We start from the raw sequence: 24,287 nt of genomic DNA, 5'->3' as shown, positions 1-24,287 counted from the left end.
ACTCCCGAATTCATTGTTTTTAGCCTTTGGGCCAAGAGCTTACGCGCTTTCTGTTTTGCCCCAATTCGGCGCCCCGCGCTTGGCAAACCGGGCCCGCTTGGGCATGATGCTTACATAACGATACAAATCTCCAGGGTGGAAATTTCTGAATGGCGACTCTCATTCCTTCTATAGGCACGTCTGCGTTTGACTCCACGGGCGAACGACGGCTGGCCGAACGGCTGGAGCAAAAGCTCGATGCCGACTACCTGCTCTGGCACAACGTGCCCATAGGCCCCAAACAAACCCACCCCGACTTTGTGGTGCTGCATCCACGCCACGGCCTGCTGGTGCTGGAGACCAAAGACTGGCGGCTGCAAACCGTGCAGAAGGCCACCCGGCAGTACTGGGAAATACTGGACAACAACGGCCAGACCAAGGCCGTCAAAAACCCACTGGCACAAGCCCGCCACTGCGCCATCCAGGTGGTGAACGCGCTGGAGCGCGACGCTCCGCTGGTGCAAGCCAGTGGCCCGCACCAGGGCAAGCTGGCGTTTCCGTGGGGCCACGGCGTGGTGTTCACGCGCATCACGCGGGGCGAGTTTGAAGCCTCGGGCCTCAGCGAAACCATAGACGCCAACTACGTCATCTGCCAGGACGAAATGCTGGAGCACGCCGACCCCGAGGAATTTCAACAGCGGCTGTGGAACATGTTTCCGCACCGCTTTGGCGGCGCCATCACCCTGCCGCAGCTGGACCGCGTGCGCTGGATCATGTTCCCCCAAGTGCGCGTGCAAACCACCGGCGACCTGTTTGACGACAACGACGCCGACGCCCAGCTGCCCGACCTCATGCGCGTGATGGACCTGCAACAAGAGCAACTGGCCCGCAGCCTGGGCGACGGGCACCGCGTCATCCACGGCGTGGCGGGCTCGGGCAAGACCATGATCCTGGGCTACCGCGCCGAGTATCTGGCCAAGGCGAGCACGCCCGCCAGCAAACCCATCCTCATCCTCTGCTTTAACGAGCCGCTGGGCGTGAAGCTGGCCAGCGTGATGGACGCCAAAGGGTTGAGCGACCGCGTGCATGTGCGGCACTTTCATAAATGGTGCCGCGACCAGCTGGTGGCCTACGGGCAAGAGCTGCCTGCGCAGTCCAGCAGCCAGCGGTATGCCGAAGAGCTGGTGGACCGTGTCATCCGCGCGGTGGAGCGCAGCCAGATCCCCGGCGGGCAATACCAAGCGGTGATGATCGACGAAGGCCACGACTTCGCGCCCGAGTGGCTCAAGCTGGTGACGCAAATGGTGGACCCCACCACCAACAGCCTGCTGGTGCTGTACGACGACGCGCAAAGCATTTACGAGCGCGCGCGCAGCAAACAGTTCAGCTTCAAGCGCGTGGGCATCCAGGCGCAGGGGCGCACCACCATCCTCAAAATCAACTACCGCAACACGCGGCAGATATTGCACACCGCCAGCCTGGTGGCAGCCGACCTGCTGACGGCGGATGACAAAGACGACGACGGCATCCCGCTGCTCAAACCCATCAGCTGCGGGCGTGAAGGCGAGGCGCCCATCGTCATCAAGCTGCCCACCCTGCGCGACGAAGCTTTTGCCATTGCCGACCACCTGGCCAGCGCCCACAAAGAAGGCTTTGCCTGGAGCGACATGGCGGTGCTGTGCGCAGACTGGAAAACCATGGACCTGTGCGCCGAAGCATTGGCCCAACGCAAGCTGCCGCACAGCGTGCGCAAAAAGAGTGGCGACTACCAACCTGGCGCAGACGCCATTCAGGTCATGACCATGAAGGTCAGCAAAGGCCTTGAATTCCCCGTGGTGGCGCTACCCGGCGTGGGGCACATGCCTGCGGCGGGGGAGGATGAGAAGGACGCGGCGCGGGTGTTTTATGTGGCGGCGACTCGGGCGACGCAGAGGCTTGTGCTAACCACAAGTGGGAATGGTGGGTTTGGGGCTGCGATTGCAGCGCCAATCAATCTAGGCTTTCGAGCGTAACGTGAACTTGATGGCGGCTTGTTTGTTTCGCAGATATAGGAAAAGGCATTGAACATGTACGACCAATCATTCAGTAAGAAGACGCTGGCGCGCGTCATCCAGAAGCGCGATTTCAACCACGTGCCTGTTGCAACCAGAGACGCCTTCCGCGAAGAACTTTTAGATAAAGCACTTGTATCTGCATTAAGCAATTTCAATTCACCAAGTCCTCCTTTAGCAACATTCCCGCTCTTTAACAAAAGCGTATATCAACTACCCAAACTAGAGGACGAGTTAGTTGCTCGAAAACTCACCCAAAATTTAAGACGCTTTGCGAGCTCTTCTGCCGAAGGACGATCCCAAATTGTTAGAAATCTCGCCCTGCTTCTAAGCGAAGGAGTGCCTTATCGGGTTTACAGGCTTGACGTGCGGAGTTTTTATGAGTCTTTCCAAAAATCTGAGGTGATCAGAACGCTCCACCAATTACGACATCTCAGTCCGCAAAGTAAAAGCCTAATTGAGACACTCTTGAACTCTCACGCCGCCATGGGTGGATCTGGCGTTCCGAGGGGACTTTCGTTGAGCGCAATACTTTCGAATCTCCTCATGCGAGATTTTGATAAAACGATTCATTCAAATCAAGAGACCTTTTATTACTCTCGCTATGTAGATGACATCGTGATCATTACGTCCACTCGCGAAAAAGCAGAGCGCTTCATTACGCAAGTTAAGCATTCATTGCCAGAAGGGCTCGAACTCAATCCCAACAAACGGCAAATAGTCGAGGCAGAGGGCCGTGTTAAGCCGACGAAGCCCACCGACCCCAAAGTTTCACTATTTGAATTTGAATATTTGGGCTATAGATTTATCGTGAGCGAGCCGATTAAGCAAAGAAATAATGTGTCTGCCGGTGATCAGCATCGCAATGTGATTGTGGACATTGGGCTGAGCAAAGTTAAAAAACTCAAGACCAGAATTGTTAGATCATTTCTAGACTTCAGTCGTAATGGCGATTGGGAGCTGTTGCACGACCGTATTGCTTTTTTGACCCAAAACTTCAGCGTTCATAACCCCAAAGCTGGCGACAAAAAGCTGGCTGGTATTTTTCATAGTTACCCACTTCTGACTGACGCCGCCGCTGCACTACATGAACTTGATCGGTTTTTGAGAAATGCGATTCTTTCCAGAACTGGCCGAACGTTCTCGAGCAGTGCAACTTCGCTAAGTGCCAGCAAAAGAAAACAACTCCTTACCTATAGTTTTGTCAGAGGTCATGCACATAAAGTTTTCGCTCACTTTCACTCGACTCGGATCTCCGAGATTCAGCGCTGCTGGGTGAACTAAAAATAAGAATCATGAAGACAAATCTAATCAAACGCAAAGATTACAACCGCGTACTAATTACAGATACCCTGCCATTCGAAACCCCAATTATTTTTTCGAATGACGGTTTGTATGACTTGATCAGCTCAATCGAAACCACTGATGAGTGCTTGAGAGTTGTAGTCAGCGCGTTGGTATTCGGAACGGAGCTACCAAAGCCAGTCCACTCAACAGAACCCTATTTATATAAGGTCAAAAAAGACTCCAAAGAGTTTCGTCGTCTGGCATTGCTCCATCCATCTTCACAGTGGCAATTGAGGCGTTTCTATGAAAAGTATGAGCAGTTGATGCTGCACTATTGCTCTATTAGTCCAGCGTCGATTCGCTCACCAAGTCGTGTTGCTGGCAGCTTCTACAGCAAAAGCTCTTGGGAGAACATTAACCAATATAAGAATGGCTCTGTTGCAACGACTGCATTGGACAAATATGTAAAGCACACGCCCTCGTACTTTGCCTATAGAGGCTACGACCGACTTTACAAATTTTTCAATTCACGAGACTACTTCTCCTTAGAAAAACAATTCTCAGTGTTGACCACATTGGATGTTTCAAAGTGTTTTGACAGTATCTACACGCATAGCTTGTCGTGGGCCATCAAAGACAAATCATTCACTAAAGCGAACGTTCAAGTTAGCTCCACGTTTGCACAAGAGTTTGATGAGGTTGTTCGTCATGGAAATCATAACGAAACAAACGGAATTCCAATCGGGCCAGAGACCAGTCGGATCTTTGCGGAGATGGTTTTTCAGGAGATTGACCGTCGGACCATCCAATGCCTATCCGATCTTGATGAAGTGTTTGGGGTCGACTACACGTTCCGTAGATATGTTGACGATGTGTTTATTTTTACCAGGGAGGAGAAGGTTGGCCGCAAAGTCTATGCTGCTTATGCTGATGCCTTGACTAGTTTTAATCTGCATGCGAATACTTCGAAATCACATGTCATATTGAGACCATTTCTGACTTTAAAGTCTCGATTAATTTTTGAAGCTGGTCACCAAGCCAATACTTTCTTCGAGAAGTTTCTCAACTCCGAAAATCGTCAATCTCTTGTCCCCAAGGAGGTGTTTTCTCAATGGAGTTTGACTAAAAGTTATATAGATTCAATTAAGTCACTTTGCTCCTCCTCTGCAGCCAACTACGATGACGTTTCATCATTTTTGATATCTGTAGTAACCGAGCGAGTCAAAAAGCTCGTTACTAATGGAATAGAGGAAATTCCACCTGAAGAACAAATCAAATACTTAGCCGCCATCGAGGTACTGCTCGATGTGCTGTTTTTCCTTTACAGCGTATCCCCTTCTGTAAGTGCATCTTATAAACTGAGCACTTCAATTATTCTTTTGATTCGGTTTAGCAAGCGATACCTGCAGCACCACAGCGAGACGGTTGCGCAGCGAATCTATGATCTCCTTGCAGCAATGCTGATTGATCAATGCGGAGTTAGCTACGCCGAAGGCGTTGATGGCTTTGTTCGTCTTGAATATTTGAACGTCGTCCTCGCGACCAGAGAGCTTGGCCCTCAGTATTTGCTGCCTCTTGATGTCGTCGAAAGGATGTTCATCAATGAAAAGCTCACATACTTCACAATCATTTCTTGCCTTTTTTACATACGCGACGAGCAACGTTATGCATCTTTGAAAAAGACTCTTCTTAAGGCAGTTCGACTAAAGCTCATCAATCTAGCTGATGTCTTTCATAACAGTGAAAAAGCACATATGCTTCTAGATCTTCTTTTTTGTCCATTCGTATCCGATCAACAAAAGACGATTTGGATGAAGGGTGTTTTTAAGGCTCTGAACAAGCCCGTACCGGGGACTGCGGCTACGTCGGCATTTGTTACAGCGCTCAACCTGAAGCGCTCGCAAGTGGACTGGGCAGACGTGGACTTACTCAATTCTTTGGAAAAGAAAGAACTTAAACGCGCCTACTAACGTATACTTTTTTCTGAAGGATAGTTAACCCCTCTTCAGCTGCTGGGCAACTAGTGGCGGCAACTGGACCTCGTAACAAAGGTCTTTTCGATATCCGAGTGCTTTTTGAGTCAGCAATGATGAATTGAGCAAGAGATATTTGAGCGGTGACTGTTTGAGTTTTCGGATTCTTGCGGGCATCCACACACTCAGTGGGTTTTCTATCCTTCACCCCTTTACATATCCGCTTTGCAAAGGGTGGGCCATTGGCTTCAGCGTGTATTTGCTCAAAATTCTCGTGTGTAGCATCTCGCCACGCGATTCGACGCTACGTATTTCATAGCATCTCGTGCTTATTTAGCGCGGTGTACAGCGGAATTTTGGTACTCGCCGCTGCGCTGACTGCGCCCCAAGTTGAACTGCAATACCAGCGGACACGGCTTTGACAGCGGTCGCTTAGCTTTGGCTGCCTCTTTCACCCAGTACCTTGTAGAACCCTTCTCGGGTGTCGCGTGCAATTCTGTTGTTGCACACGGCTCTCGTGACCTAGGACAGTATGCTCAAGCTGCTAACAGCCCAACCCAAAAAAAGAGCGCCCACTCCCCATGCATGAAATCATCTGCCCCCACTGCAGCAAAGCCTTCAAGATCGACGAGGCGGGGTATGCCGACATCCTCAAGCAGGTGCGCGATGGCGCGTTTGAGCAACAGTTGCATGAACGCCTGGAGCTGGCCGAGCGGGAAAAGCGCGACGCGATTGCCCTGGCCAAGGCCGATGTGACCAGTGCGCTGCAAAAGACTGCGGCTGCCAAAGACACCGAGATTCAGGCACTCAAAGCCCAGCTCGACGCGGGCGAGGTGGCGCGCAAGCTTGCGGTGGCGGAAGCATTGGGCACGGTAAGCAAAGAGCGCGATGCGCTGGCCAACGAGCTGAAGAACGAATTGGAGAGGGCCCGCAGCGCGCAGCAAGCGGCCGCCCAGTTGGCCGAGGCCAAGCTGACAAATGCGCTGCAAGCCGAAGCCGCCAAAAAGGACGCCGAGATTCAGGCGCTGCACGCCAAGCTGCAAGCCAGCGACGTGGCGCGCCAGTTGGCAGTGAACGAGGCCGTGGGCGTGGTCGCCCAAGAGCGTGATGCGTTGAGGAATGACCTCAGCCTCATCACCGTCAAAAACCAGCTGGAAGAGAAAGCCATCAAGGAGCAATACGCCTTGCAGCTGCGCGACCGCGAGGGCGAGATCGAGCGCCTGCGCGACATGAAGGCTCGGCTATCGACCAAGATGGTGGGCGAGACGCTGGAGCAGCACTGCGAGATTGAGTTCAACCGCATCCGTGCGGCGGCCTTTCAGCGCGCGCATTTTGAGAAAGACAACGACGCCCGCACCGGCAGCAAGGGCGACTACATTTTTCGCGACATGGACGAGTCCGGAGTCGAGATCGTTTCCATCATGTTTGAGATGAAGAACGAAAGCGACGAGACGGCCACCAAGAAGCGGAATGAAGACTTCCTGAAAGAGCTGGACAAGGACCGCACCGAGAAGGCGTGCGAGTATGCGGTGCTGGTGTCGCTGCTGGAGCCGGAGAGCGAGCTGTACAACAGCGGCATCGTCGATGTGTCGCACCGCTACCCGAAGATGTATGTGGTGCGGCCGCAGTTCTTTGTGCCGCTGATCACGCTCTTGCGCAATGCCGCGTTGAACTCAATGAAGTACAAGTCCGAGCTGGCGCTGGTGCGTTCGCAGAACGTGGACATCACCAAGTTCGAGACGCAGCTCGACGAATTCAAGACCGCGTTTGGGCGCAACTGGCGCCTGGCCTCTGAGGGCTTTGAGGAAGCCATCAAGCGCATCGACGAAGCGATCAAGGACCTGGAGAAAACCAAGGAAGCGCTGCACAAGTCCGCCAACAACCTGCGCCTAGCCAATGACAAGGCCGACGATCTGACGATCAAGAAGCTCACACGCGGCAACCCCACGATGGCGGCCAAGTTTGCGGAGTTGCAGGGGCCTAGCGCTGACTGAGGCAGAGTAGGCCCCGCCCGCAGCTAGAGACTCTCGCCCCGCCCCAACTTCGCCAGTATCTCCACCATGCGTTTCTCCCGCGTCTCCGCCCGCTTGGCGCTGGTGAGTCGGTAGTAGATGGTGAACAGCTGCTGCCGCTTCAGGGTCGCGTAGAACGCGTGGGCCGCGGGGTCTTGTTGCAGCGCCGCCAAAAAGTCTTCGGGTATCTCCATGGTGGCGCTGCCGGCGTAGGCGGCGGCCCAGCGCCCGTCGCTGCGCGCGGCCTCTACCTGCGCCAGGCCAGCGGCCTGCATGTGGCCTTGCGCGATCAGCTGCTCGGCATGCTGCACGTTCTTTTGCGACCAGTTGGATCGTGCGCGGCGTGGCGTCAGGCGTTGCAAGAACGCGGTGTCGTCCAAGGACTTGCGCTGCCCGTCGATCCAGCCCCAGCGAATAGCGGCCACCACGCAGTCGTCCCACGTCACGCTGGGCAGGCCGGTGCCCTTCTTGTAGATGCGCACCCACAGCTCTGTCTCGCTGGCGTGGTTGGCCTGCAGCCAGGCGTGCAGCTGCGCGGGTGACTCGAACGTTTGGTGCGCTTTATCGCTCATGTATTGATAGCTGCTCGCGCATATTCCACGGGCGCTACAGCCCCATTCTGCTTATAAAACTCACTTCACCGGAATCGGCAGCTCCGCGGGCACGGGCACTGCCGTCACGCTGTTCTTGGGGCTGCCGTCGATGATCTTGTCGGAGTACACCAGATAGACCAGGGTGTTGCGCTTCACGTCCACCATGCGCACCACGCGCACGTGTTTGAACAGGAAGGAGGCGCTGGCCTTGAAGACTTCGTCTTGCTTGTCGATCTTCTCTTTGAAGCTGATGGGGCCGACCTGGCGGCAGGCCACGGCGGCGTCGGATGTGTCTTCTGCCAAACCCAGCGCACCGGCGTAACCGCCGGTTTTGGCGTGCGACAGGTAGCAGGCCACGCCGTTCACGGCCGGGTCGTCAAACACGTCGACCACCACTTTGTCGTTGGGACTCAGCAGTTTGAAGGTGGTGCTGACACTGCCAACCGTCTCGGCGCTGGCGGCCAGCGCAAGGCTGCAGAGCAGCAGCGCGGCAAATGGTTTCTTCATGACAAACTCTCTTGGTAAAAATGGGGCGGGTGCTGCATTGTGGGCCCATGCACCTACGGGGCCCGCAGCGTATCGTGCGGGTATGACAAACCAAAGGGAACCTTGCCATGCAACTCGGCTACACCATCCTCTACGTGCCAGACGTGCCCGCCACGCTCAAGTTTTACGAGGCGGCCTTTGGGCTTGCCACGCGCTTTCTGCATGAAAGCGGCGACTACGGCGAGCTGGAAACCGGCAGCACGGCGCTGGCGTTTTCTGCCCACCGGCTGATGCAAGAGCTGGGCAAGAATCCGCAGGCCGCCAGCCCCACCGCGCCCTGCTTTGAGATTGCGCTGTGCACGCCCGATGTAGCCGCCGCGCTGGAGCGCGCCGTGGCCGCCGGGGCCACACCCATGCGCCCGCTGGAGGTGATGCCCTGGGGCCAGACGATGGCCTATGTGGCCGACATCAACGGCTTTTTGGTGGAGCTGTGCACGCCCATGGGGTAAATGCGCCGCGTATTTGCTCCGCTTTTGATAGCTGCTAGCGCATATTCCATGGGCACTAGCGGCACATTTAGCCCAAATGTTTGCCAAAGAAGCGCAGCACCCGGTCCCACGCTTGCTGGGCCCACACGGGGTCGTACTGCGTGGCGGCGATGCGGCCGGGGCCTACGGCGGTTTCGTTCGCAAAGGCGTGGTGGGCCAGGTAGCGGTGAAACTCATACTGCACGCCAGCGGCCGTGAGCTTGGCTTCCAGCCCGTCCACCGTTTCAATGTTGAAGAACTGGTCTTGTGTGGCCCAGTGGCCTTGCAGGGGGATCTTGATTTTGCTGGCGTCGATGTAGTCCAGCGGCGGGCAGCCGTACCAGACCACGGCGGCGTCCAGCTCGGTCGCCAGGGTGGAGGCCAGCAGGGTCAGGGCGCCGCCCATGCAGTAGCCGGTGAGGCCGACCTTGGGTGCGCGGCCTTTCAAAAATTGCACGGCACCACGGATGTCCTGCCCCGCAGCGTCGCCAAAGTCCAGGCCGGTCATGAGGTGGTGGGCTTCTTCCTCTTCCACCGTGGCTTTGCCGCGGTACAGGTCGGGCACCAGGGCCTGGTAGCCGGCAGCGGCCAGGCGGTCGGCCACGCCCTTGATCTGCCCATTCAAGCCCCACCACTCCTGGATGACGACGATGGCAGGCGCGTTGGCGGCAGCAGGCTCGGCCAGGTAGCCCTGCACGGCTTTGCCATCCGGGCGGTTGAAAGTGACGATGCTTCCCATGGTGTGCTCCTCAGTGGTTGGTGTTGCCCAGTATTGTGGGCACAAGACGCGGGGCTTGGCGTACCATGCGCTTCGATGGGGCCGCCCCCTCACCTCACCCGCATGCGCCGCCGCCCCCTTCTCACCTTTGCCCTGTGCCTGCCGCTCACCCGGCTGGCAGGGGCGCAGGCTTCCGAACCGGAGGCAGACGACGCGCCCACCGGTCTGCCGCAGTACAAGGTGTCTGCCGCGGCGCTGCAGGCGGCGGTGGGCCAGCGTTTTCCGCTGCGTTACCCGGTGCCGGGGCTGCTGAATCTGGATGTGCAGCTGCCCACCCTGCGCCTGCTGCCTGCGCTCAACCGGCTGGGCGCCGAGATGGCGGTAGAGGCCGACGGCCCCGCACTCAACCGCAGCCACCAGGGCACGCTGGACGTGGAATTTGCACTGCGCTACGAGCCCACCGACCGCACGGTGCGCGCGCACCAGTTGCGCCTGAAGCGCCTGCAGTTCCCTACGCTGCAGCCTGGCGTGGTGGCGCTGCTCAATACCTATGCGCCAGCCCTGGCCGAAGGTGCGCTTCTGGAAGTGGTGCTGCACCGCATGCGCCCGCAAGACCTGGCCCTGCCCGATGGCTTGGGCATGCAGCCGGGCAGCATCACCGTCACCCCCGAAGGGCTGACGATCGGGTTTGTGCCCAAGCCTTTGTCGTAAGCTGCTGCACCCTCCGCTGGGGCAGAAGCCACGGCACAAGACACACATTCATGAACACCATTGACATCGCCAGCGGCGTCACACCCCATGCCGTGGCCCGCCTGCGCGCGGAGCGGCTGGCGCGCAGCAGCAAGCCTTTTCTCGCCCGCGGCGGCATGAAGGGGGAGCGCTGCCCCCACTGCCGCATCCACCCCAGCCACTGCATTTGCGCACTGCGCCCGGACCTGCCCACCCAAGCCGGGGTGTGCCTGCTGATGGCGGACATCGAGCCCCTGAAGCCCAGCAACACCGGCTGGCTGATTGCCGATGTGGTGGCCGACACCTGGGCCTTTGGCTGGACCCGCACCGAGGTGGACCCGGCCCTGCTGACGCTGCTGGCCGACCCGCAGTGGCAGCCGTATGTGGTGTTTCCCGGTGAGTTTGTGGCCGAGGGGCGGGTGGTGCATACGCTGTTGCCCGACACCGCCCCCGCGGAGGGCAGCGACCCGCGCAGCGGCGGAGCGTGGGGGCCATCCCGCAAGCGGCCACTCTTCATCCTGCTGGACGCCACCTGGCCCGAGGCGCGCAAGATGTTCCGCAAGAGCCCCTACCTGGACCGCTTTCCGGTGCTGAGCCTGCAGCCCGAGCAGATCTCGCGCTACCGCCTGCGCCGCAGCCGCCGCGACGACCACTTTTGCACCAGCGAAGTGGGCGCCCTGTGCCTGGAGCTGGCCGGAGAAACCCGGGCCGCGCAGGCGCTGGAGGCGTGGCTCGATGTGTTCAGCCTGCACTACCTGCGTGCCAAGCACCAGCTGCCGCCGCTGTGGGACAGCGAGGCGCATGCGCGGCTGCAGGCGCTGGGCCGGCCGCGCTGAACACGCACCCACCCCACAAACGCTCCTGATTCAGGAGCTTCTCGCGCATATCCCATGCGGGCTAGAGGCCTATTTGGCTTGAAATTTGGGGCCTCAGCCCACCTTGCGAAAGGTGAGGTTGATGCGCCGCCGCCCCACCAGCGGGTGGTGGCCATCGGCCACGGGCAGCACCCCGTGGAAGGCCAGGCGCGTCGGGCCGCCCCACACCACCACATCGCCATGGGCCAAGCGGTAACGCTGGGTTTGGCCGCTGCGCTGCAAGCCGCCAAACAAAAACGTGGCGGGCAGGCCCAGCGAGAGCGACACCACGGGCGCGCGCAGGTCGCGTTCGTCGCGGTCCTGGTGCAGGCCGAGTTTGTTGCCGGGCAGGTACTGGTTGATGAGGCAGGAGTCGGGCACAAAGTCGGGGTAGCCCGCCTGCGCAGCGGCGCGCACCGCAAAGTCGTGCAGACAGGGCGGGATGTCGGGCCAGGGCTGGCGCGTGCCGGGGTTGCACGGGGCGTAGCGGTAGCCGCCGGGCTCGGACACCCAGCCCATGCTGCCGCAGCGGGTGGTCTGGATGGACATGGTGTGCCCACCCGGCGTTTGCAGGTGGCGCAGCGGCAGCTGGGCAATGACAGACTCCGCCGCGGCCAGCATCTGCGCATCGTCCGCCCGGCCCAAGCCGCGCAGCAGCACGGCACCGGGCGCGATGGCGGTGCGCAGGTCCTCAGAGGCTAGGGGCAGGTCGTCAAACAGGTCCACGGGGCGGGCAGGGGCAGGCTGGTGATACTGTATTTTTACACAGCATTACCACCCACACCAGCGCCCACCGGCCTTACAACCGACCCTGCTGGCGCAGCAGCTGCGCGCGCTCGCGGATACCGGCCTGGCCGCGGTGCAGCGCTGCCTCGCTGGTGTGCACGGAGTAAGGCCCGGTGAACAGCGCGTGTGGGTGCGGTACGCCCGAGCCAAGCACGAAGGCGGTGTCGGTCTGCGCCTCAAATTCAATCGCGCCACCGGCGTCCTCAAACACGGCCAGGTCACCGGTGCGCAGTGCGGCGGGCGCGGTCAGCACGCCTTCGCCCACGGCAGCCCAGGCCACGGTGTGGCCGGCGGGCGGCTCAAAACGCCAGGTCTCGCCGGCCTGCAGGTGCACGCCCAGGTAGGCCATGTCGGACGGCGCGGGAATCGGGCTGCTCTGCCCGCCATAGCTGCCCAGCAGCACGCGGGCCGGGCCCGCCTGCGGCACGTCCTGGGGGCCAAGGTAGAGGCTGTGCGCCTCGGCCAATTCGAGTTCGGGCGGCATGGCCACCCAGAGCTGGAAGCCCAGCACGCGGGCGTGGTTGTCCAGCGTGCCGGTGTGCCACACACCGCCGCCAGCCATCATCCATTCCACGCCGCCATGGGGCAGCACGCCGCGGGCGCCGTATTCACCGGTGGTGTCTTCGTAAGCGGTCTGGCCGCTGATCAGGTAGGTGAGCGTGGCAATGCCCGAGTGCGGGTGCATGCCAAAGCGTGGTGGTGGGCTGCCCGCGGCCACTTCAAAGCGGTCCAGAAAGATAAAGGGCTTGAGCACTTCGCCCAGGTCGCCGGGGCTGACCAGGCGCGTGATGGGGCCGTGGCTGCTGCCGCGGGTGTGGTGAACGATGGAACGGGTAGGTGCGAGGGTTTGCATGCGGGAACTCCTGATGCAGAGGGGGCCGCCGTATGCGAGCCGATGTACCAAGGGTAAGGGCGGGCGGGCACTTTGCCAGGGCCGGGGCTTGGCTTTCACTGTCCCATTTTTGGGGTGAATCGGGCACCAGGGAACGGCTACAGCCCTTGCTCCACCATGCTGAGCAGGCGCTGGCCAAACATCTCGTAGTGCGGGCCCACGGGTGTGGCCAGGGGGCCGTCGATCACCAGCATGGCCAGGCCGTGCACGGCAGACCAGGCCAGCACTTCGGCGCCGGGGCGGCGGGCCGCGGGCATGGCACCGGCCTGCACCAGCAGGTCCAGCGCGTCACACAGCAGCTCGTGGGGGTTGCGGCCGCTGTCGCCGGTGGTGGGCCACTCGGGGGTGGCCTGGAGCAGTTTTTCGGACAGCGCAAAGGCGGTGCGGAACAGGCCCGGCTCGGCCTTGGCATAGCGCAGGTAGCCGGTGCCCACGGCGCGCACGCTGGCGCGGGCGTGGTCGGCAGGTGACAGACCGGGGGGCACGGCCGCCAGCGCCGCCTCCATGGAGCGCGCCACCCCCGACAAGGCGCTGGCGCGCACGCCCAGCAACAGGTCTTGCTGGCTGGCGAAGTGGCGGTAGGCCGCGTTGGGGGCCACGCCCACGCGGCGGGTGGTTTCGCGCAGCGTGACCGCGGCCGGGCCGCCCGCCCGGGCCAGCGCAATACCGGCTTCGAGCAGGGCACGGCGCAAGTCGCCGTGGCGGTAGGTTTCACGGGCGGGAGGTGGTGTGGCGGCAGGCATGTGGCGATCGAATGTGGACAGCGTCCATTATGTTTGCTATTCTTTGTGGACGGTGTACACAAGTGACACCGTCGCCCTGCTGTCCACCAAGGAGGTCCCCATGAAAGTTGAGCCATACCTGTTCTTTAACGGCCGCTGTGACGAGGCCATTGCCTTCTACCAAGAGGCGCTGGGCGCGGAGGTGACGTTTCTGATGCGCATGAACGACGCCCCGGACCCGCCGCCGCCCGGCGCCATTCCGGCGGGGTTTGAGCACAAGGTGATGCACGCCAACCTGCGCATTGGCGAGCTGGCGCTGATGGTGTCGGACGGCAACAGCGACATGCAGCCCAGCTTCAAGGGCTTTTGCCTGTCGCTCAGCGTGGCCAACCCCGAAGAGGCGGCGCAGCGTTTTGCCGCGCTGCAGCCGGGCGGCAAGGTGACCATGCCGCTGGGTGCCACCTTTTGGTCCCCGGCGTTTGGCATGCTGGAAGACCGCTTTGGCGTGGGCTGGATGGTGATCGCACCCTGAAAGGAACCCGGAATGAACCAGACCTACCAGGGAAGCTGCCACTGCGGGCAGATCGCGTTTGAAGTGGAGGGCGAACTGACGGGCGCCGTCGACTGCAACTGCTCCATCTGCCAGCGCAAGGGCACGCTGATGTGGTTTGTGCCACGCGCGCAGCTGCGGCTGCTGACGCCCACGGAGAACCTGCGCAGCTACACCTTCCACAAACACGTGATCCGCCACCACTTTTGCCCGACCTGCGGCATGCACCCGTTTGGCGAAGGCGTGGGGCCGGACGGCGCGGCTATGGCGGCGGTGAACATCCGCTGCCTGGAGGGGGTGGATATCTACGACATTGCGGTCCACCACCACAACGGACGCGCACTCTGAGTCGCGGGCAGCGACAATCGGTACCTACACAACCGACGGCGCTGCCAAAGACTCTCCCCCATGACCGATAGATACAAAGCCGAAGCCGAAGCCCGCGAAGCCGCCCTGTGCGAACCCTGCCGCGGTATCCAGCGCAACTGGCGCCGCGCCCCCGGCCACGCCGAACTGGTGCAGGGCGAAAACCGCAAAGAGGAGCGCGGCGGCCAGGTCGTCACCGTGACCCGCTACCGCTGCGACCGCTGCGGCTCGATCTGGGACTACGAAAACAACAAAAACAACCAGAAGGCCGGTTGGTCACTGCCACGCCGCTAAGCACGGCAGGCCATGAAAGCTCCCCCAGACTGCAGTCCCTCGTGGAAGAGGGCCTGATCGACACCGTGGTACGCCAGCTCATGAGCGGCAAAGAGGCCATGGTGTTTGTGGTGCGAGCGGGCGAACAGACGCTGTGCGCCAAGATCTACAAAGAGGCCACGCACCGCAGCTTTCGCCAGGCGGTGGATTACACCGAGAACCGCAAGGTGAAGAACTCGCGCTCGGCCCGTGCCATGGCCAAGGGCAGCAAGTTTGGCCGGCAAGAGCAGGAAGCCGCGTGGCAAAGCGCCGAGGTGGATGCGCTGTACCGCCTGGCCGCAGCCGGCGTGCGTGTGCCCCAGCCGATCAATTTTCACGACGGTGTGCTGCTGATGGAGCTGGTGACCGATGCAAACGGCGACGCGGCCCCGCGCCTGAACGATGTGGCCTTCACGCCGGAGCAGGCGCTGCAACACCACGCCACGCTGGTGGCCGAGGTGGTGCGCATGCTGTGTGCGGGCGTGGTGCATGGGGACTTGTCGGAGTTCAACATCCTGCTGGCCCATTCGGGTGCGACCGACGGCGAGGACTTCCCGGTGATCATCGACCTGCCGCAAGCGGTGGACGCTGCGGGCAACAACCACGCCCAGCGCATGCTGATGCGCGACGTGGCCAACCTGCGCGACTTCTTTGGCCAGTTTGCGCCCGCGTTGCTCACGACCGACTTTGGCCCCGAAATCTGGAGCCTGTACCAAGGCGGCCTGCTGAGCAACGAGACCGTGCTGACCGGTCACTACGAACGTGCCAACGCCGATGTGGACATGGAGGGCGTGCTGCGCGAGATTGACGATGCACGGGCCGAAGATGCTGCGCGACGATTGCGCATGGCTACGGCGGCTTGAACGGCGCGAATTGCTATTAATACAATAGCTTCTTGCGCATACAGAACGTGGGCTAGCGGCCTGTTTCTTGTATAAACCGAGCTCCCCCCAAGGAAACCTGCCATGCCCCACCTGGTCATTCTGTACACCGCCAACCTGGACCGCGAGACCGACATGTCCGCCCTGTGCCGCACCATGGCTGACACCATGCTGGCGCAGCGCGACGAGGCTGGCAAACAGGTGTTTCCCACCGGCGGCGTGCGTGTGCTGGCCTACCCGGCAGCGCACAGCGCGGTGGCCGATGGCAAGGGCGACTACGGCTTTGTGTACCTGAACCTGCGCATTGCGCGCGGGCGCAGCGCGGCACTGCAGAAGCAGATGGGCGACGCACTGACCGCCGCCGTGGGCGCGCACTTTGCCACGCTGCTGGCGCAGAAGCCGCTGGGCATCACGCTGCAGATCGACGAAGGGCATGAGGTGTTTGACGGCAAACACAGCACGCTGCACCCGCTGTTCAACAAGGCGCTGTGAGTCGCCAGATGCGCGAACGCGGGCTGCAGCTCAAGATTGCGGACACCGGGGACGAATTTGACCGGATTGCACGGCTGAACTACGCCACCTTTGTGGAAGAAATTCCCCAGCACCAGAGCAACCCCGATCGTGCGCTGGTGGACAAGTTCCACCGGGAGAACACCTACTTCATTGCCAAGGACGGCGAGGCCATTGTGGGCATGCTGGCCTTGCGCAACCAGCGCCCTTTTTCGCTGGATGCCAAGCTGCCGGACCTGGATGCCCATGTGCTGCCGGGTGAGTCGCTGTGCGAGATACGGCTGCTGGCCATTGAACCCAGCCACCGGCACAGCCGGGTGCTGCGCGAGTTGTTCCGGGCCCTGTTTGCGCACTGCGTGGCGCAGGGCTTTGACCGCGCACTGATATCGGGGCGTCTGGAGAACATTCCCCTGTACACCAAGCTGGGCTTTGAGCCTTTTGCCGAGCCGGTAGGCAGCGAAGGGGCGCGTTACCAGCCGATGTACATGACGCGGGAGACGGCCAACCGCAATCTGCGCACGCTTCCTGTGCGGGCCGCCATGGAGGCAGCGCCCGCGGGTGCCCGCCATTGCTTTTTGCCCGGCCCGGTGGCCCTGCACCCGGAGGTGGAGGCGGCATTGCGCCACCCCGTGTACTCACACCGCAGCGCGCGGTATGCCACGCTGCTGGACGCGACCAAAGAACGGCTGCGCGCCCTGGCCCAGACCCAGGCCGTGGAGGTGCTGGTGGGCACGGGCACGCTGGCCAACGATGTGGTGGCCGCACACATTGCCCGGCTCGGAAGCAAGGGCCTGATCGTGTCGAACGGCGAGTTTGGGGAGCGGCTGCTGGCACACGCGCAGGGCTTTGGCATACCCCATGTGGCGCACCAGCTACCCTGGGGCCAGGCCATCCAGCCCGATGCCATTGCGCAGCGCCTGCACGACGACCCGGACATCCGCTGGCTGTGGTGTGTGCACTGCGAAACCTCCACCGGGCAGGTGAACCCGGTGGAGGCAATACAAGCGGTGTGTGATGCGCGGCAGGTGCTCACACACGTTGACGGCATCAGCGCACTGGGGGTGCTGCCCTGCGACTGGAGCCGGGCACGCATGGCCAGCGCCGTCAGCGGCAAAGGCCTGGGCGCACTGACCGGGCTGGCGCTGGTGTTCTACAACCCGGCGCTGCTGGAGCCGCCAACACCGGCGCCACACCGCCCCCTGCCCGCCTACCTGGACCTGCACAGCTATGCCCGCAAGCAGGGGCAGCCCTACAGCGGCTCATCGCTGCTGCTGGAGGCCCTGGCCAGCGCCTTGCGGCGCCCGCAAGCGCCACGTGCGGCAGCCCGCGCCTTGTGGGGTGACTGGCTGGAGCCGCGCTTGCAGCGGCTGGGTGTGCACCTGGTGGTGCAGGGCGCAGCACGTTCGCCGGGGGTGTTTACCTTGGCGCTGCCAGATGGAGTTTCGTCGCAGGCGCTGGGGGATGCCCTCTTGGACGCGGGGCTGGAATGCAGCTACGCCAGCGGCTACCTGCTGCAGCGCAACTGGCTGCAGATTTGCCTGATGGGCGAAGTCAGCCAGGCGGGGCTGGCGCTGCTGTGTGAACACCTCGCGCAGCATCTCGAATAACAGAAGAAAGCAGGCACCATGTCTCGTTTGCGCGCTTGGGGTTTGCTGTTGGCGGTGGCATTGCCACTGCTGATTTTTTACAGTTGGTCGCGCCTGGGGAGCGAGACGGCGCGTATCGCCCTGGAGCGCTACGAGGCCTGGGCCGGCAGTGATGCCGCTGCGCTGATGCGGCCCTTGCAAGCGCACTACCTCAAGCAAGGGCAACCCGCGGCCCATGGGGATCTGGAGCTGCCCGCGGTGCCACCTCAAAGCGGCGTGAAAAGCTGGGCACTGCAAGCCGACAGCACCGTGCTGGTGACGCTGGACGCCAAGGTGGACGGGCGCGTGGTGCAGCTGCGGTATGTGCCGGTTGTGCGCAGTGCCACCGGCATTTTTTACGATTGTGTGAGTGACACTTCGCCCGTGCAGGTGGGGCGTTTTTGCCGGGGCGAAGTGCTGAAGGTGACGACCGATGTGGCCGCCCAACTCGCCGCGAATGCCCAGGTGCTGGCCACGCTGCCAGCGGTGCACTCGGCGTCCGGCACGGCGTTGCCTGCGGGCACACCCACGGGGAGCGTGGTGGTGGTTCCTGCGGTGGCCAAAGACCTGAATCACTGCGGCTTTCAGTGTGTGCAGCCACAAAGCTGTGTGACCCCACGCCCGCTGGCCTGCGCCAGGCAGGTGACCGAAGGCAGCAGTAGCTACCAGGATGTGCGTGCCACGCCCGACGATGTGCGCGGCAGCCAATTCGACACCCGCAGCGCGGCTGATGCGGCCTGTGCGCAGGCGCTGGGCGCGGGGTACCGCGTGGCCCAGGCGGGCGGTCTGGGTGGCGTGTTCACGCTCACCGGTGGCAATGAGTACTGGGTGCACAACGACGTGCGCACCGAGCAGAACTGCTGGGCCCCGTGACAGTGCGGCTTTACTCCACACCCGCCCTGCGGGCGCAGGGCTTGGCCCTGTGGACCGCCGTGACCGTGTTGGCCATGGCGGCGCCCTGGCTCAGCCCGGTGACCTGGGGCCCCAACCCCGAGATGGTGCAGCGCCTGCTGTCGGTGGGCTGTGGTGCGGTGCTGCTGGTGGCCTGGGTGGGGTATGGGCCACGTGTCAGTGCCCGCACGCTGGCCCATACCTTGGCATGGGGCTGGCTGCTGGCCGCGCTGCTAAGTGCGTGCGCCGGCGTGTTGCAGTACTTTGGTGCCGAGGGGCTGGTGTTTCACGGCTGGATCAGCGCCTCCACACCGGGGCAGGCCTATGCCAACTTACGCCAGCGCAACCAGTTTGCATCGCTCACGTCCCTGGGGCTGGTGGCCCTGCTGTACCTGGCCGCCGAGCACCCGCACCAGGCATCCCGACACCGAGCCCTGCGCTGGCTGGGTGTGGTGCTGGCCATTGCCGTGCTGGCGCTGGGCAACGCCGCCAGCAGCTCGCGCACAGGCGTGCTGCAATGGCTGGGCCTGTTGGTGCTGGCTTGGATATGGGGACGCCATGGGCGGCGCAGCATGCGGGGCTGGACCCTGCTGGCAGTGGCCCTGTATTTGCTGGCGGCCTGGGCGCTGCCGCGGGGCCTGGAGACCACGACCGGGCAAGTCGGCACAGGGGCGCTGCAACGGTTTCAGGAGAGCTCCGGCTGCGGCAGCCGCACCATTTTGTGGAGCAATGTGCTGGAGCTGATTGCCCACCAACCCTGGCTGGGCTGGGGCTGGGGTGAGCTCAAGTTTGCGCACTTCATCACGCCCTACCAGGGCGAACGTTTTTGCGAGTTGCTGGACAACGCCCACAACCTGCCGCTGCACCTGGCGGTGGAGCTGGGTGTGCCGGCTGCGCTGTTGCTGTGTGGCGGCGCGCTGGCAGCGGTGCTGTGGGCCACGCCCTGGCGCGACACCAACCCCGCGCGGCAGATGGCCTGGGCGGGCCTGGCCACCGTGGTGCTGCACAGCCTGCTGGAGTACCCGCTGTGGTACGGGCCGTTCCAAATGGCCACGTTGTTGTGCCTGTGGCTGCTGTGGCGCACCCGGCGCGGCGCACCCGCGGCGCCCCGAAAAACGGCCCAGCTGCCGCTGAGCCTGCTGGTCGCCACCGGCTTGCTGGCTGCGGTGGCCTATGTGGGCTGGGACTACTGGCGCGTGGGCCAGCTGTTTATGCCACCCACGCACCGGGCGCAGGCCTACCGCGAGGACACCCTGACCAAGGCTGAAACCTCCTGGCTGTTCCGCGACATGGTGCGCTTTGCCCGCGTGACCACCACCAGCCCCACCCCCGACAATGCTGCGGCGCTGTATGCCGACGCCCTGCAGGCGCTGCACTACTCGCCCGAACCCCGGGTGATTGGCGCGCTGCTGGAAAGCGCACGCCTGCTGGGGCAGGAGACGGCGACCACCGAACACATCCGCCGCCAATGGCAGGCCGTGTACGGGCAGCCACCCGCAGACGCACCTTAGTTTGCTATTAATTCAGTAGCTGTTCGCGCAATATCCACGGACCCTAGAGGCCATTTTGATACTCAAGTGCGGCGGCTGTTCCACCAGCCCTCCAGGCTGTAGACCCCCAGCGCCGCCCAGATCAGCCCAAAGCCCAGGGCACGCACGGGTTCAAACGCCTCGCCGTACAGCCACACCCCGATGAGCAGCTGCAGCGTGGGCGAGATGTACTGCAGGATGCCCATGGTGGACATGCTGACGCGCCGCGCGCCCGCCGCAAACAGCAGCAGCGGAATGGCGGTGAGCGGCCCGCCCAGCAACAGCCAGCCGATGGTGGCGGTGTCTGCCTGCACCAGTGCACCCTGCCCCTGCCAGCCCCACCACAGCAGGCAGCCCGCGGCCACGGGACTGAGCACCAGGGTTTCCAGCGTCAGGCCTTCCAGCGCGCCCAGGGTACCCACCTTGCGCAGCAGGCCGTAAAAACCAAAGGTGATGGCCAGCACCAGCGCCACCCAGGGCAAGCGCCCGGCCTGCACCGTGAGCCACAACACACCGGCTGCGGCCACCGCCACGGCCAGCCACTGGCCACGGCGCGGGCGCTCGTGCAAAAACACAAACCCCAGCGCCACATTGACCAGCGGCAGGATGAAGTAGCCCAGGCTGGCGTCCAGCACATGGCCGTTTTGCACGGCCCACACATAGGTGCACCAGTTGACGGCCAGCAGCGCGGCCGAGAGCACAAAGGCGCCCAGCACACGCGGCGAGCGCAGCGCCGTGCCCAGCCAGGCCCAGTGCTTGCGCACCGCCAACACACCGAGCAAAAACACCAGCGACCAGACGGTGCGGTGCATCACCACCTCGAAAGCGTTGACCGAGGCCAGCTGCTTGAAAAAAATGGGGAACAGGCCCCAGGCCGTGTAGGCCAGGGCCGCGTACAGAACGCCAGCGTGCATGGAGAGAGGATGGGTGGAACGGGGAAGCCAAGAGCTTACCCGCCCCACGCGGCGCGGGCTCAGGCCGGGGTTTTGCGGCGCAGCACCAGGAAACCAAATGCCGTGGCGGTGAGGTACATGCTGACCGAGTAAATGGCCGCCGGCAAGGCGAGCTGGAAGTTGGCCAGGACCGACAGCGCCACATAGATCGCCAGGGTGGAGTTGTGGATGCCGATCTCGAAACTCACGGCGGTGGCCACGGCCTTGTCGAGCCCGGCCCAGCGGGCCAGGTAGTAGCCCGAGAACAAGCTCAGCAGGTTGAAGGCCAGCACCACCGGCCCCAGGCTGCTGAAAGATTCGGTCAGCGCCGTCCATTCCTTGGCGATGGCGATGATGGAGAAGGTGGCCAGCACCAGGGCGCTGAAGGCCTTCATGGGCTGGCCCATGCGCTGGGCAAAGGCCGGACGCTGGCGGCTGACCACCATGCCAATGGCCACGGGCACCAGGATCACCCCCACCACCTCGAACACCTTGCCAAACTGCAGCGGCACCACCTGGCCGGTCTGCACAAAGGTGGCAATCGCCCAGTTGGCAATCAGCGGCAGGCTGATGATGGAGAGCACGGTGTTGATGGCGGTGAGCGAGATGTTCATGGCCACATTGCCGCCAAACAAATGGCTGAACAGGTTGGCCGACACCCCACCGGGCGAGGCCGCCAGCAGCATCAGACCCACGGCATACACCGGCTCCACGCGCATGACCACGATGAGCAGGTAGGCCACACCGGGCAACAAAAACATCTGGATGGCCAGGGCCAGGGCCACGGCCTTGGGGTTCTCGCGCAGACGGCCGAAGTCACCCAGCGAGAGGGACAGGCCCAGGCCAAACATGACCAGGGCCAGCGCGATCAGCAACAGCGCGGGCAGCGCCGCAGTAAAGCTCATGCCGCCACACCGGCGGGGGCCGGCACGGAGCCCAGGCGGCGGCGGATTTCGTCACGCACGTCGGTGCGCATGTTGAAGTGGAAGGCGGTCTCGGCCACCAGGAACAGCGGGCCCACCAGCAAGCCCACCAAATCGTCCACAAACGCGGGCTTTTTGCCTTCGTAGTAGTGGCCCAAAAACTGGATCGCCCAGCCCAGCACAAACAGGCCGATGCCCCAGCCCAGCCAGACGCTGGTGCTTTGGGCCGCAAACCACTGGCTGGCGGCCAGCGAGGCGGCTAGCAGCATGGCCATGGCGATGCCAAAGCGCGCATCCAGCCGTGCGTAGAACCAGGCGGAGCCCAGCGCCACCAACACGGCGGGGCTGAGCAGCAGCGCACCCATCTGCCACTGCGGGCGCGACAACAAAATGGTGACGGCCAGCACAATCATGGGGATGCCCACAAAGTGGGTGGCGACGTTGCGGCTGTCCTGGTGGTAGGCCGCGTACTGCGTGAGGTGGTCGGTCAGGGTTTTCATGGCGGTCTCCTGCATGCTTCTGGATTGACGAAGCGCAATCATGGGCTTAGCCTCGGGCTTGCGTCTGTCGGGTAGCCGACACATGGCGCGTCATCCGTACAAACCACTAGGCCCCCCGCCATGCCCGACCCGTCCCGCTATTTGCCCGTGCTGCACTCAGGCCGCTGGTTTGCCCAACTGCCCGCCGCGTTTGCGCAGGCCCTGCTGCAGATGGCCAAGGTGCGCACCTTGCAAACCGGCGACGCCCTGTTTCTGCGCGACAGTGCACCCTGCGGGCTGTATGCGCTGGTGAGCGGCGCCATCCGCATCTCGGGCCAGAGTGGGCAGCGCAACGATGCACGTGAGGCGCTGCTGGTGGTGCTGACACCGCCGCAGTGGTTCGGGGAGATTTCGGTGTTCGACGGTTCGGCACGCACCCACCACGCCCACGCGGCCGAGCCCAGCACGGTGCTGCAGGTGCCGCATGAGGAGTTGCTGGCCTGGCTGCAGGCCCACCCCCAGCACTGGCGCGATCTGGCTGTGCTGATGGCCGACAAGCTGCGCATGGCCTTTGTGAGCATGGAAGAGCAGACCGTGCTGAGTGCGCCCTTGCGCCTGGCGCGCCGCCTGGTGGGCATGGCCCAGGGCTACGGCCAGCGCACCGAAGACGGCAGCTCCCGGCGCGTGCTGGCCATCACCCAAGAAGAGCTGGCGCTGATGATTGGTGTCTCGCGCCAGACGACCAACCAGATCCTCAATGCCCTCAAGGCGCAACACATCGTGCGCATCCAGCGCGGCGAGCTGGAGATTCTGGACTTGCCGGCACTGCGTGCGCTGTGCCAGTAACCAGGGCCTAGTCCCAGCGCGGTGCCAGTCCCTCGGGGTTGACCAACCGATCCCCACGGTCCAGGGCGGCGATGGCGGCCATCTCGGCATCGCTCAGCCGCAGTTGCTGCGCTTGCAGGTTGCTTGCCAAATGGGCGCGCTGGGTCGATGAAGGGATCACCGCGTAGCCGAGCTGCATGGCCCAGGCCAACGCCACCTGGGCGGTGGTGGCGCCATGGTCGTGCGCAATTTGCACCAACACCGGGTCTTGCAACACCTTGCCGTAGGCCAGTGTCATGTAGGACGTGGTGGGAATGCCGTGGCGCTGCGCAAACGCCACCACCGTGCGGTTTTGCAGATAGGGGCTGAGCTCGATCTGGTGGGTGGCGATCTGCGCGGCGCCGACCGCCGTGATGGCCTCTTGCAGGAGCGCGGTGTTGAAGTTGGAGACGCCGATGTGGCGCGTGAGGCCTTGTGCCTTGGCTTGCAGCAGCGCCTCCAGTGTCTCGGCCAGCGGCACCGCGCCGCCCGGCGAGGGCCAGTGGATCAGCGTGAGGTCCACCTGCCCGGTGCGCAGGCGCGCCAGGCTCTCGCGCAGGCTGGGGATCACACGGTCGCCGGCCAGGTGTTCGGTCCAGATCTTGGTGGTGAGGAACAGTTCGCTGCGCGGCACACCGCTGTCGGCAATGGCCTGGCCGACCGCGGCTTCGTTGCCGTAGATCTGCGCGGTGTCGATAAGGCGGTAACCCAACTCCAGCGCGTTGCGCACGGAGTCGATCACCACCTGGCCTTGCAGGCGGAAGGTGCCCAGGCCGAAGGCCGGGATGGGAGAGGCAGAAGGGATTGCGGTCATGG

Annotated in this window: 26 protein-coding genes; 16 read left to right on the top strand and 10 right to left on the bottom strand. The window is 62.6% G+C overall.

Annotation, left to right across the window (positions count from 1 at the left end):
* The first annotated feature begins 149 nt into the window (after positions 1-149).
* The 4 genes from AC3WS7_RS05455 (at position 150) to AC3WS7_RS05440 (ending at position 7,284) form a co-directional block, all read left to right on the top strand.
* Positions 150-1,991, top strand: coding sequence for a DEAD/DEAH box helicase (locus AC3WS7_RS05455; protein WP_492655653.1), 1,842 nt, complete (start codon positions 150-152; stop codon positions 1,989-1,991).
* A gap of 54 nt (positions 1,992-2,045) precedes the next feature.
* On the top strand, positions 2,046-3,314 hold the full coding sequence (drt3a, locus tag AC3WS7_RS05450) for an antiviral reverse transcriptase Drt3a (RefSeq protein WP_296465102.1): 1,269 nt from the start codon (positions 2,046-2,048) through the stop codon (positions 3,312-3,314).
* Between the two features lie 11 nt (positions 3,315-3,325).
* Positions 3,326-5,287, top strand: a complete 1,962-nt coding sequence (gene drt3b / locus AC3WS7_RS05445; protein ID WP_296465104.1) for an antiviral reverse transcriptase Drt3b — start codon at positions 3,326-3,328, stop codon at positions 5,285-5,287.
* A gap of 584 nt (positions 5,288-5,871) precedes the next feature.
* Positions 5,872-7,284 carry a DUF2130 domain-containing protein gene (locus AC3WS7_RS05440; RefSeq protein WP_492655652.1) on the top strand — a complete coding sequence of 471 codons (1,413 nt, stop codon included), beginning with the start codon at positions 5,872-5,874 and terminating at the stop codon, positions 7,282-7,284.
* A 23-nt stretch (positions 7,285-7,307) separates the two neighbouring features.
* Here AC3WS7_RS05440 and AC3WS7_RS05435 read toward each other — a convergent pair whose 3' ends face one another.
* Both AC3WS7_RS05435 and AC3WS7_RS05430 read right to left on the bottom strand, forming a co-directional pair.
* Positions 7,308-7,874 (bottom strand): YdeI/OmpD-associated family protein, encoded by a 567-nt coding sequence (locus tag AC3WS7_RS05435; protein ID WP_492655651.1) that lies wholly within the window; start codon positions 7,872-7,874, stop codon positions 7,308-7,310.
* A gap of 60 nt (positions 7,875-7,934) precedes the next feature.
* Positions 7,935-8,402, bottom strand: a complete 468-nt coding sequence (locus tag AC3WS7_RS05430; RefSeq protein WP_492655650.1) for a CreA family protein — start codon at positions 8,400-8,402, stop codon at positions 7,935-7,937.
* A gap of 107 nt (positions 8,403-8,509) precedes the next feature.
* Here AC3WS7_RS05430 and AC3WS7_RS05425 point away from each other — a divergent pair, with 107 nt between their 5' ends.
* Entirely contained in the window at positions 8,510-8,890 is a 381-nt protein-coding gene (locus AC3WS7_RS05425) for a VOC family protein (protein WP_296465125.1), read from the top strand.
* 67 nt (positions 8,891-8,957) lie between these two features.
* Here AC3WS7_RS05425 and AC3WS7_RS05420 read toward each other — a convergent pair whose 3' ends face one another.
* Positions 8,958-9,647: a dienelactone hydrolase family protein gene (locus AC3WS7_RS05420; protein ID WP_492655649.1), complete on the bottom strand. Its 690-nt coding sequence runs from the start codon at positions 9,645-9,647 to the stop codon at positions 8,958-8,960.
* Positions 9,648-9,749: 102 nt separating this feature from the next.
* Here AC3WS7_RS05420 and AC3WS7_RS05415 point away from each other — a divergent pair, with 102 nt between their 5' ends.
* Positions 9,750-10,337, top strand: coding sequence for a DUF1439 domain-containing protein (locus AC3WS7_RS05415; protein WP_492655648.1), 588 nt, complete (start codon positions 9,750-9,752; stop codon positions 10,335-10,337).
* A gap of 50 nt (positions 10,338-10,387) precedes the next feature.
* On the top strand, positions 10,388-11,191 hold the full coding sequence (locus AC3WS7_RS05410) for a tRNA-uridine aminocarboxypropyltransferase (protein ID WP_492655647.1): 804 nt from the start codon (positions 10,388-10,390) through the stop codon (positions 11,189-11,191).
* Between the two features lie 93 nt (positions 11,192-11,284).
* Here AC3WS7_RS05410 and alkB read toward each other — a convergent pair whose 3' ends face one another.
* The 3 genes from alkB to AC3WS7_RS05395 form a co-directional block, all read right to left on the bottom strand.
* On the bottom strand, positions 11,285-11,935 hold the full coding sequence (gene alkB, locus AC3WS7_RS05405) for a DNA oxidative demethylase AlkB (protein WP_492655646.1): 651 nt from the start codon (positions 11,933-11,935) through the stop codon (positions 11,285-11,287).
* A 73-nt stretch (positions 11,936-12,008) separates the two neighbouring features.
* Positions 12,009-12,848, bottom strand: a complete 840-nt coding sequence (locus tag AC3WS7_RS05400; RefSeq protein WP_492655645.1) for a pirin family protein — start codon at positions 12,846-12,848, stop codon at positions 12,009-12,011.
* Positions 12,849-12,985: 137 nt separating this feature from the next.
* Positions 12,986-13,630, bottom strand: coding sequence for a TetR/AcrR family transcriptional regulator (locus tag AC3WS7_RS05395; RefSeq protein ID WP_492655644.1), 645 nt, complete (start codon positions 13,628-13,630; stop codon positions 12,986-12,988).
* Between the two features lie 100 nt (positions 13,631-13,730).
* Between AC3WS7_RS05395 and AC3WS7_RS05390 the strand changes: the two genes are divergently transcribed.
* The 8 genes from AC3WS7_RS05390 to AC3WS7_RS05355 all read left to right on the top strand — a co-directional run bounded on the left by AC3WS7_RS05390 (position 13,731) and on the right by AC3WS7_RS05355 (position 20,255).
* A complete protein-coding gene (locus AC3WS7_RS05390) occupies positions 13,731-14,141 on the top strand; it encodes a VOC family protein (protein WP_296465143.1) in 411 nt (136 codons plus the stop codon).
* A 12-nt stretch (positions 14,142-14,153) separates the two neighbouring features.
* A complete protein-coding gene (locus AC3WS7_RS05385; RefSeq protein WP_296465146.1) occupies positions 14,154-14,507 on the top strand; it encodes a GFA family protein in 354 nt (117 codons plus the stop codon).
* A 60-nt stretch (positions 14,508-14,567) separates the two neighbouring features.
* The gene (locus AC3WS7_RS05380; RefSeq protein WP_296465148.1) at positions 14,568-14,819 is read left to right on the top strand and encodes a hypothetical protein; all 252 of its coding nucleotides are present in this window, start codon (positions 14,568-14,570) and stop codon (positions 14,817-14,819) included.
* A gap of 80 nt (positions 14,820-14,899) precedes the next feature.
* Complete coding sequence (locus tag AC3WS7_RS05375; protein WP_492656161.1) at positions 14,900-15,700, top strand: PA4780 family RIO1-like protein kinase; 801 nt, start codon at positions 14,900-14,902, stop codon at positions 15,698-15,700.
* 102 nt (positions 15,701-15,802) lie between these two features.
* Entirely contained in the window at positions 15,803-16,210 is a 408-nt protein-coding gene (locus AC3WS7_RS05370) for a 5-carboxymethyl-2-hydroxymuconate Delta-isomerase (RefSeq protein ID WP_492655643.1), read from the top strand.
* Positions 16,207-17,835, top strand: a complete 1,629-nt coding sequence (locus AC3WS7_RS05365) for a GNAT family N-acetyltransferase (protein ID WP_492655642.1) — start codon at positions 16,207-16,209, stop codon at positions 17,833-17,835. Before AC3WS7_RS05370 ends, AC3WS7_RS05365 begins: the two co-directional genes overlap by 4 nt.
* 18 nt (positions 17,836-17,853) lie before the next feature.
* The gene (locus tag AC3WS7_RS05360; protein WP_492655641.1) at positions 17,854-18,726 is read left to right on the top strand and encodes a hypothetical protein; all 873 of its coding nucleotides are present in this window, start codon (positions 17,854-17,856) and stop codon (positions 18,724-18,726) included.
* Positions 18,723-20,255, top strand: a complete 1,533-nt coding sequence (locus AC3WS7_RS05355) for a PglL family O-oligosaccharyltransferase (protein ID WP_492655640.1) — start codon at positions 18,723-18,725, stop codon at positions 20,253-20,255. Before AC3WS7_RS05360 ends, AC3WS7_RS05355 begins: the two co-directional genes overlap by 4 nt.
* 62 nt (positions 20,256-20,317) lie before the next feature.
* Here AC3WS7_RS05355 and rarD read toward each other — a convergent pair whose 3' ends face one another.
* The 3 genes from rarD to AC3WS7_RS05340 are packed head-to-tail and all read right to left on the bottom strand — an operon-like array spanning position 20,318 to position 22,628.
* The gene (rarD, locus tag AC3WS7_RS05350; RefSeq protein ID WP_296465163.1) at positions 20,318-21,187 is read right to left on the bottom strand and encodes an EamA family transporter RarD; all 870 of its coding nucleotides are present in this window, start codon (positions 21,185-21,187) and stop codon (positions 20,318-20,320) included.
* A 59-nt stretch (positions 21,188-21,246) separates the two neighbouring features.
* Positions 21,247-22,110 carry a bile acid:sodium symporter family protein gene (locus AC3WS7_RS05345; protein ID WP_296465166.1) on the bottom strand — a complete coding sequence of 288 codons (864 nt, stop codon included), beginning with the start codon at positions 22,108-22,110 and terminating at the stop codon, positions 21,247-21,249.
* Positions 22,107-22,628, bottom strand: coding sequence for an Mpo1 family 2-hydroxy fatty acid dioxygenase (locus AC3WS7_RS05340; protein ID WP_492655639.1), 522 nt, complete (start codon positions 22,626-22,628; stop codon positions 22,107-22,109). The genes AC3WS7_RS05345 and AC3WS7_RS05340 overlap by 4 nt, the downstream gene beginning before the upstream one ends.
* Before the next feature lie 120 nt (positions 22,629-22,748).
* Here AC3WS7_RS05340 and AC3WS7_RS05335 point away from each other — a divergent pair, with 120 nt between their 5' ends.
* A complete protein-coding gene (locus tag AC3WS7_RS05335; protein ID WP_296465170.1) occupies positions 22,749-23,453 on the top strand; it encodes a Crp/Fnr family transcriptional regulator in 705 nt (234 codons plus the stop codon).
* A 7-nt stretch (positions 23,454-23,460) separates the two neighbouring features.
* Here AC3WS7_RS05335 and dkgB read toward each other — a convergent pair whose 3' ends face one another.
* Positions 23,461-24,285 (bottom strand): 2,5-didehydrogluconate reductase DkgB, encoded by an 825-nt coding sequence (gene dkgB / locus AC3WS7_RS05330; RefSeq protein WP_492655638.1) that lies wholly within the window; start codon positions 24,283-24,285, stop codon positions 23,461-23,463.
* Positions 24,286-24,287: the final 2 nt, after the last annotated feature.

The sequence above is a fragment of the Rhodoferax sp. EU05-FHT12H12 genome (genome assembly GCF_058791215.1).
Note: the sequence above shows the minus strand (reverse complement) of the source record. Positions and strands in the feature narration are given on the sequence as shown.

Bases quoted from the DNA above. Each gene is read 5' to 3' on its own strand.
- AC3WS7_RS05385 (WP_296465146.1), top strand. From the start codon at position 14,154: ATGAACCAGACCTACCAGGGAAGCTGCCACTGCGGGCAGATCGCGTTT.
- AC3WS7_RS05430 (WP_492655650.1), bottom strand. From the start codon at position 8,402: ATGAAGAAACCATTTGCCGCGCTGCTGCTCTGCAGCCTTGCGCTGGCC.
- AC3WS7_RS05400 (WP_492655645.1), bottom strand. From the start codon at position 12,848: ATGCAAACCCTCGCACCTACCCGTTCCATCGTTCACCACACCCGCGGC.
- AC3WS7_RS05395 (WP_492655644.1), bottom strand. From the start codon at position 13,630: ATGCCTGCCGCCACACCACCTCCCGCCCGTGAAACCTACCGCCACGGC.
- AC3WS7_RS05335 (WP_296465170.1), top strand. From the start codon at position 22,749: ATGCCCGACCCGTCCCGCTATTTGCCCGTGCTGCACTCAGGCCGCTGG.
- AC3WS7_RS05455 (WP_492655653.1), top strand. From the start codon at position 150: ATGGCGACTCTCATTCCTTCTATAGGCACGTCTGCGTTTGACTCCACG.
- AC3WS7_RS05375 (WP_492656161.1), top strand. From the start codon at position 14,900: ATGAGCGGCAAAGAGGCCATGGTGTTTGTGGTGCGAGCGGGCGAACAG.
- AC3WS7_RS05425 (WP_296465125.1), top strand. From the start codon at position 8,510: ATGCAACTCGGCTACACCATCCTCTACGTGCCAGACGTGCCCGCCACG.
- AC3WS7_RS05440 (WP_492655652.1), top strand. From the start codon at position 5,872: ATGCATGAAATCATCTGCCCCCACTGCAGCAAAGCCTTCAAGATCGAC.
- AC3WS7_RS05415 (WP_492655648.1), top strand. From the start codon at position 9,750: ATGCGCCGCCGCCCCCTTCTCACCTTTGCCCTGTGCCTGCCGCTCACC.
- AC3WS7_RS05380 (WP_296465148.1), top strand. From the start codon at position 14,568: ATGACCGATAGATACAAAGCCGAAGCCGAAGCCCGCGAAGCCGCCCTG.
- AC3WS7_RS05435 (WP_492655651.1), bottom strand. From the start codon at position 7,874: ATGAGCGATAAAGCGCACCAAACGTTCGAGTCACCCGCGCAGCTGCAC.
- AC3WS7_RS05340 (WP_492655639.1), bottom strand. From the start codon at position 22,628: ATGAAAACCCTGACCGACCACCTCACGCAGTACGCGGCCTACCACCAG.
- AC3WS7_RS05420 (WP_492655649.1), bottom strand. From the start codon at position 9,647: ATGGGAAGCATCGTCACTTTCAACCGCCCGGATGGCAAAGCCGTGCAG.
- drt3b (WP_296465104.1), top strand. From the start codon at position 3,326: ATGAAGACAAATCTAATCAAACGCAAAGATTACAACCGCGTACTAATT.
- dkgB (WP_492655638.1), bottom strand. From the start codon at position 24,285: ATGACCGCAATCCCTTCTGCCTCTCCCATCCCGGCCTTCGGCCTGGGC.
- AC3WS7_RS05345 (WP_296465166.1), bottom strand. From the start codon at position 22,110: ATGAGCTTTACTGCGGCGCTGCCCGCGCTGTTGCTGATCGCGCTGGCC.
- AC3WS7_RS05360 (WP_492655641.1), top strand. From the start codon at position 17,854: ATGTCTCGTTTGCGCGCTTGGGGTTTGCTGTTGGCGGTGGCATTGCCA.
- AC3WS7_RS05390 (WP_296465143.1), top strand. From the start codon at position 13,731: ATGAAAGTTGAGCCATACCTGTTCTTTAACGGCCGCTGTGACGAGGCC.
- AC3WS7_RS05370 (WP_492655643.1), top strand. From the start codon at position 15,803: ATGCCCCACCTGGTCATTCTGTACACCGCCAACCTGGACCGCGAGACC.
- drt3a (WP_296465102.1), top strand. From the start codon at position 2,046: ATGTACGACCAATCATTCAGTAAGAAGACGCTGGCGCGCGTCATCCAG.
- rarD (WP_296465163.1), bottom strand. From the start codon at position 21,187: ATGCACGCTGGCGTTCTGTACGCGGCCCTGGCCTACACGGCCTGGGGC.
- AC3WS7_RS05410 (WP_492655647.1), top strand. From the start codon at position 10,388: ATGAACACCATTGACATCGCCAGCGGCGTCACACCCCATGCCGTGGCC.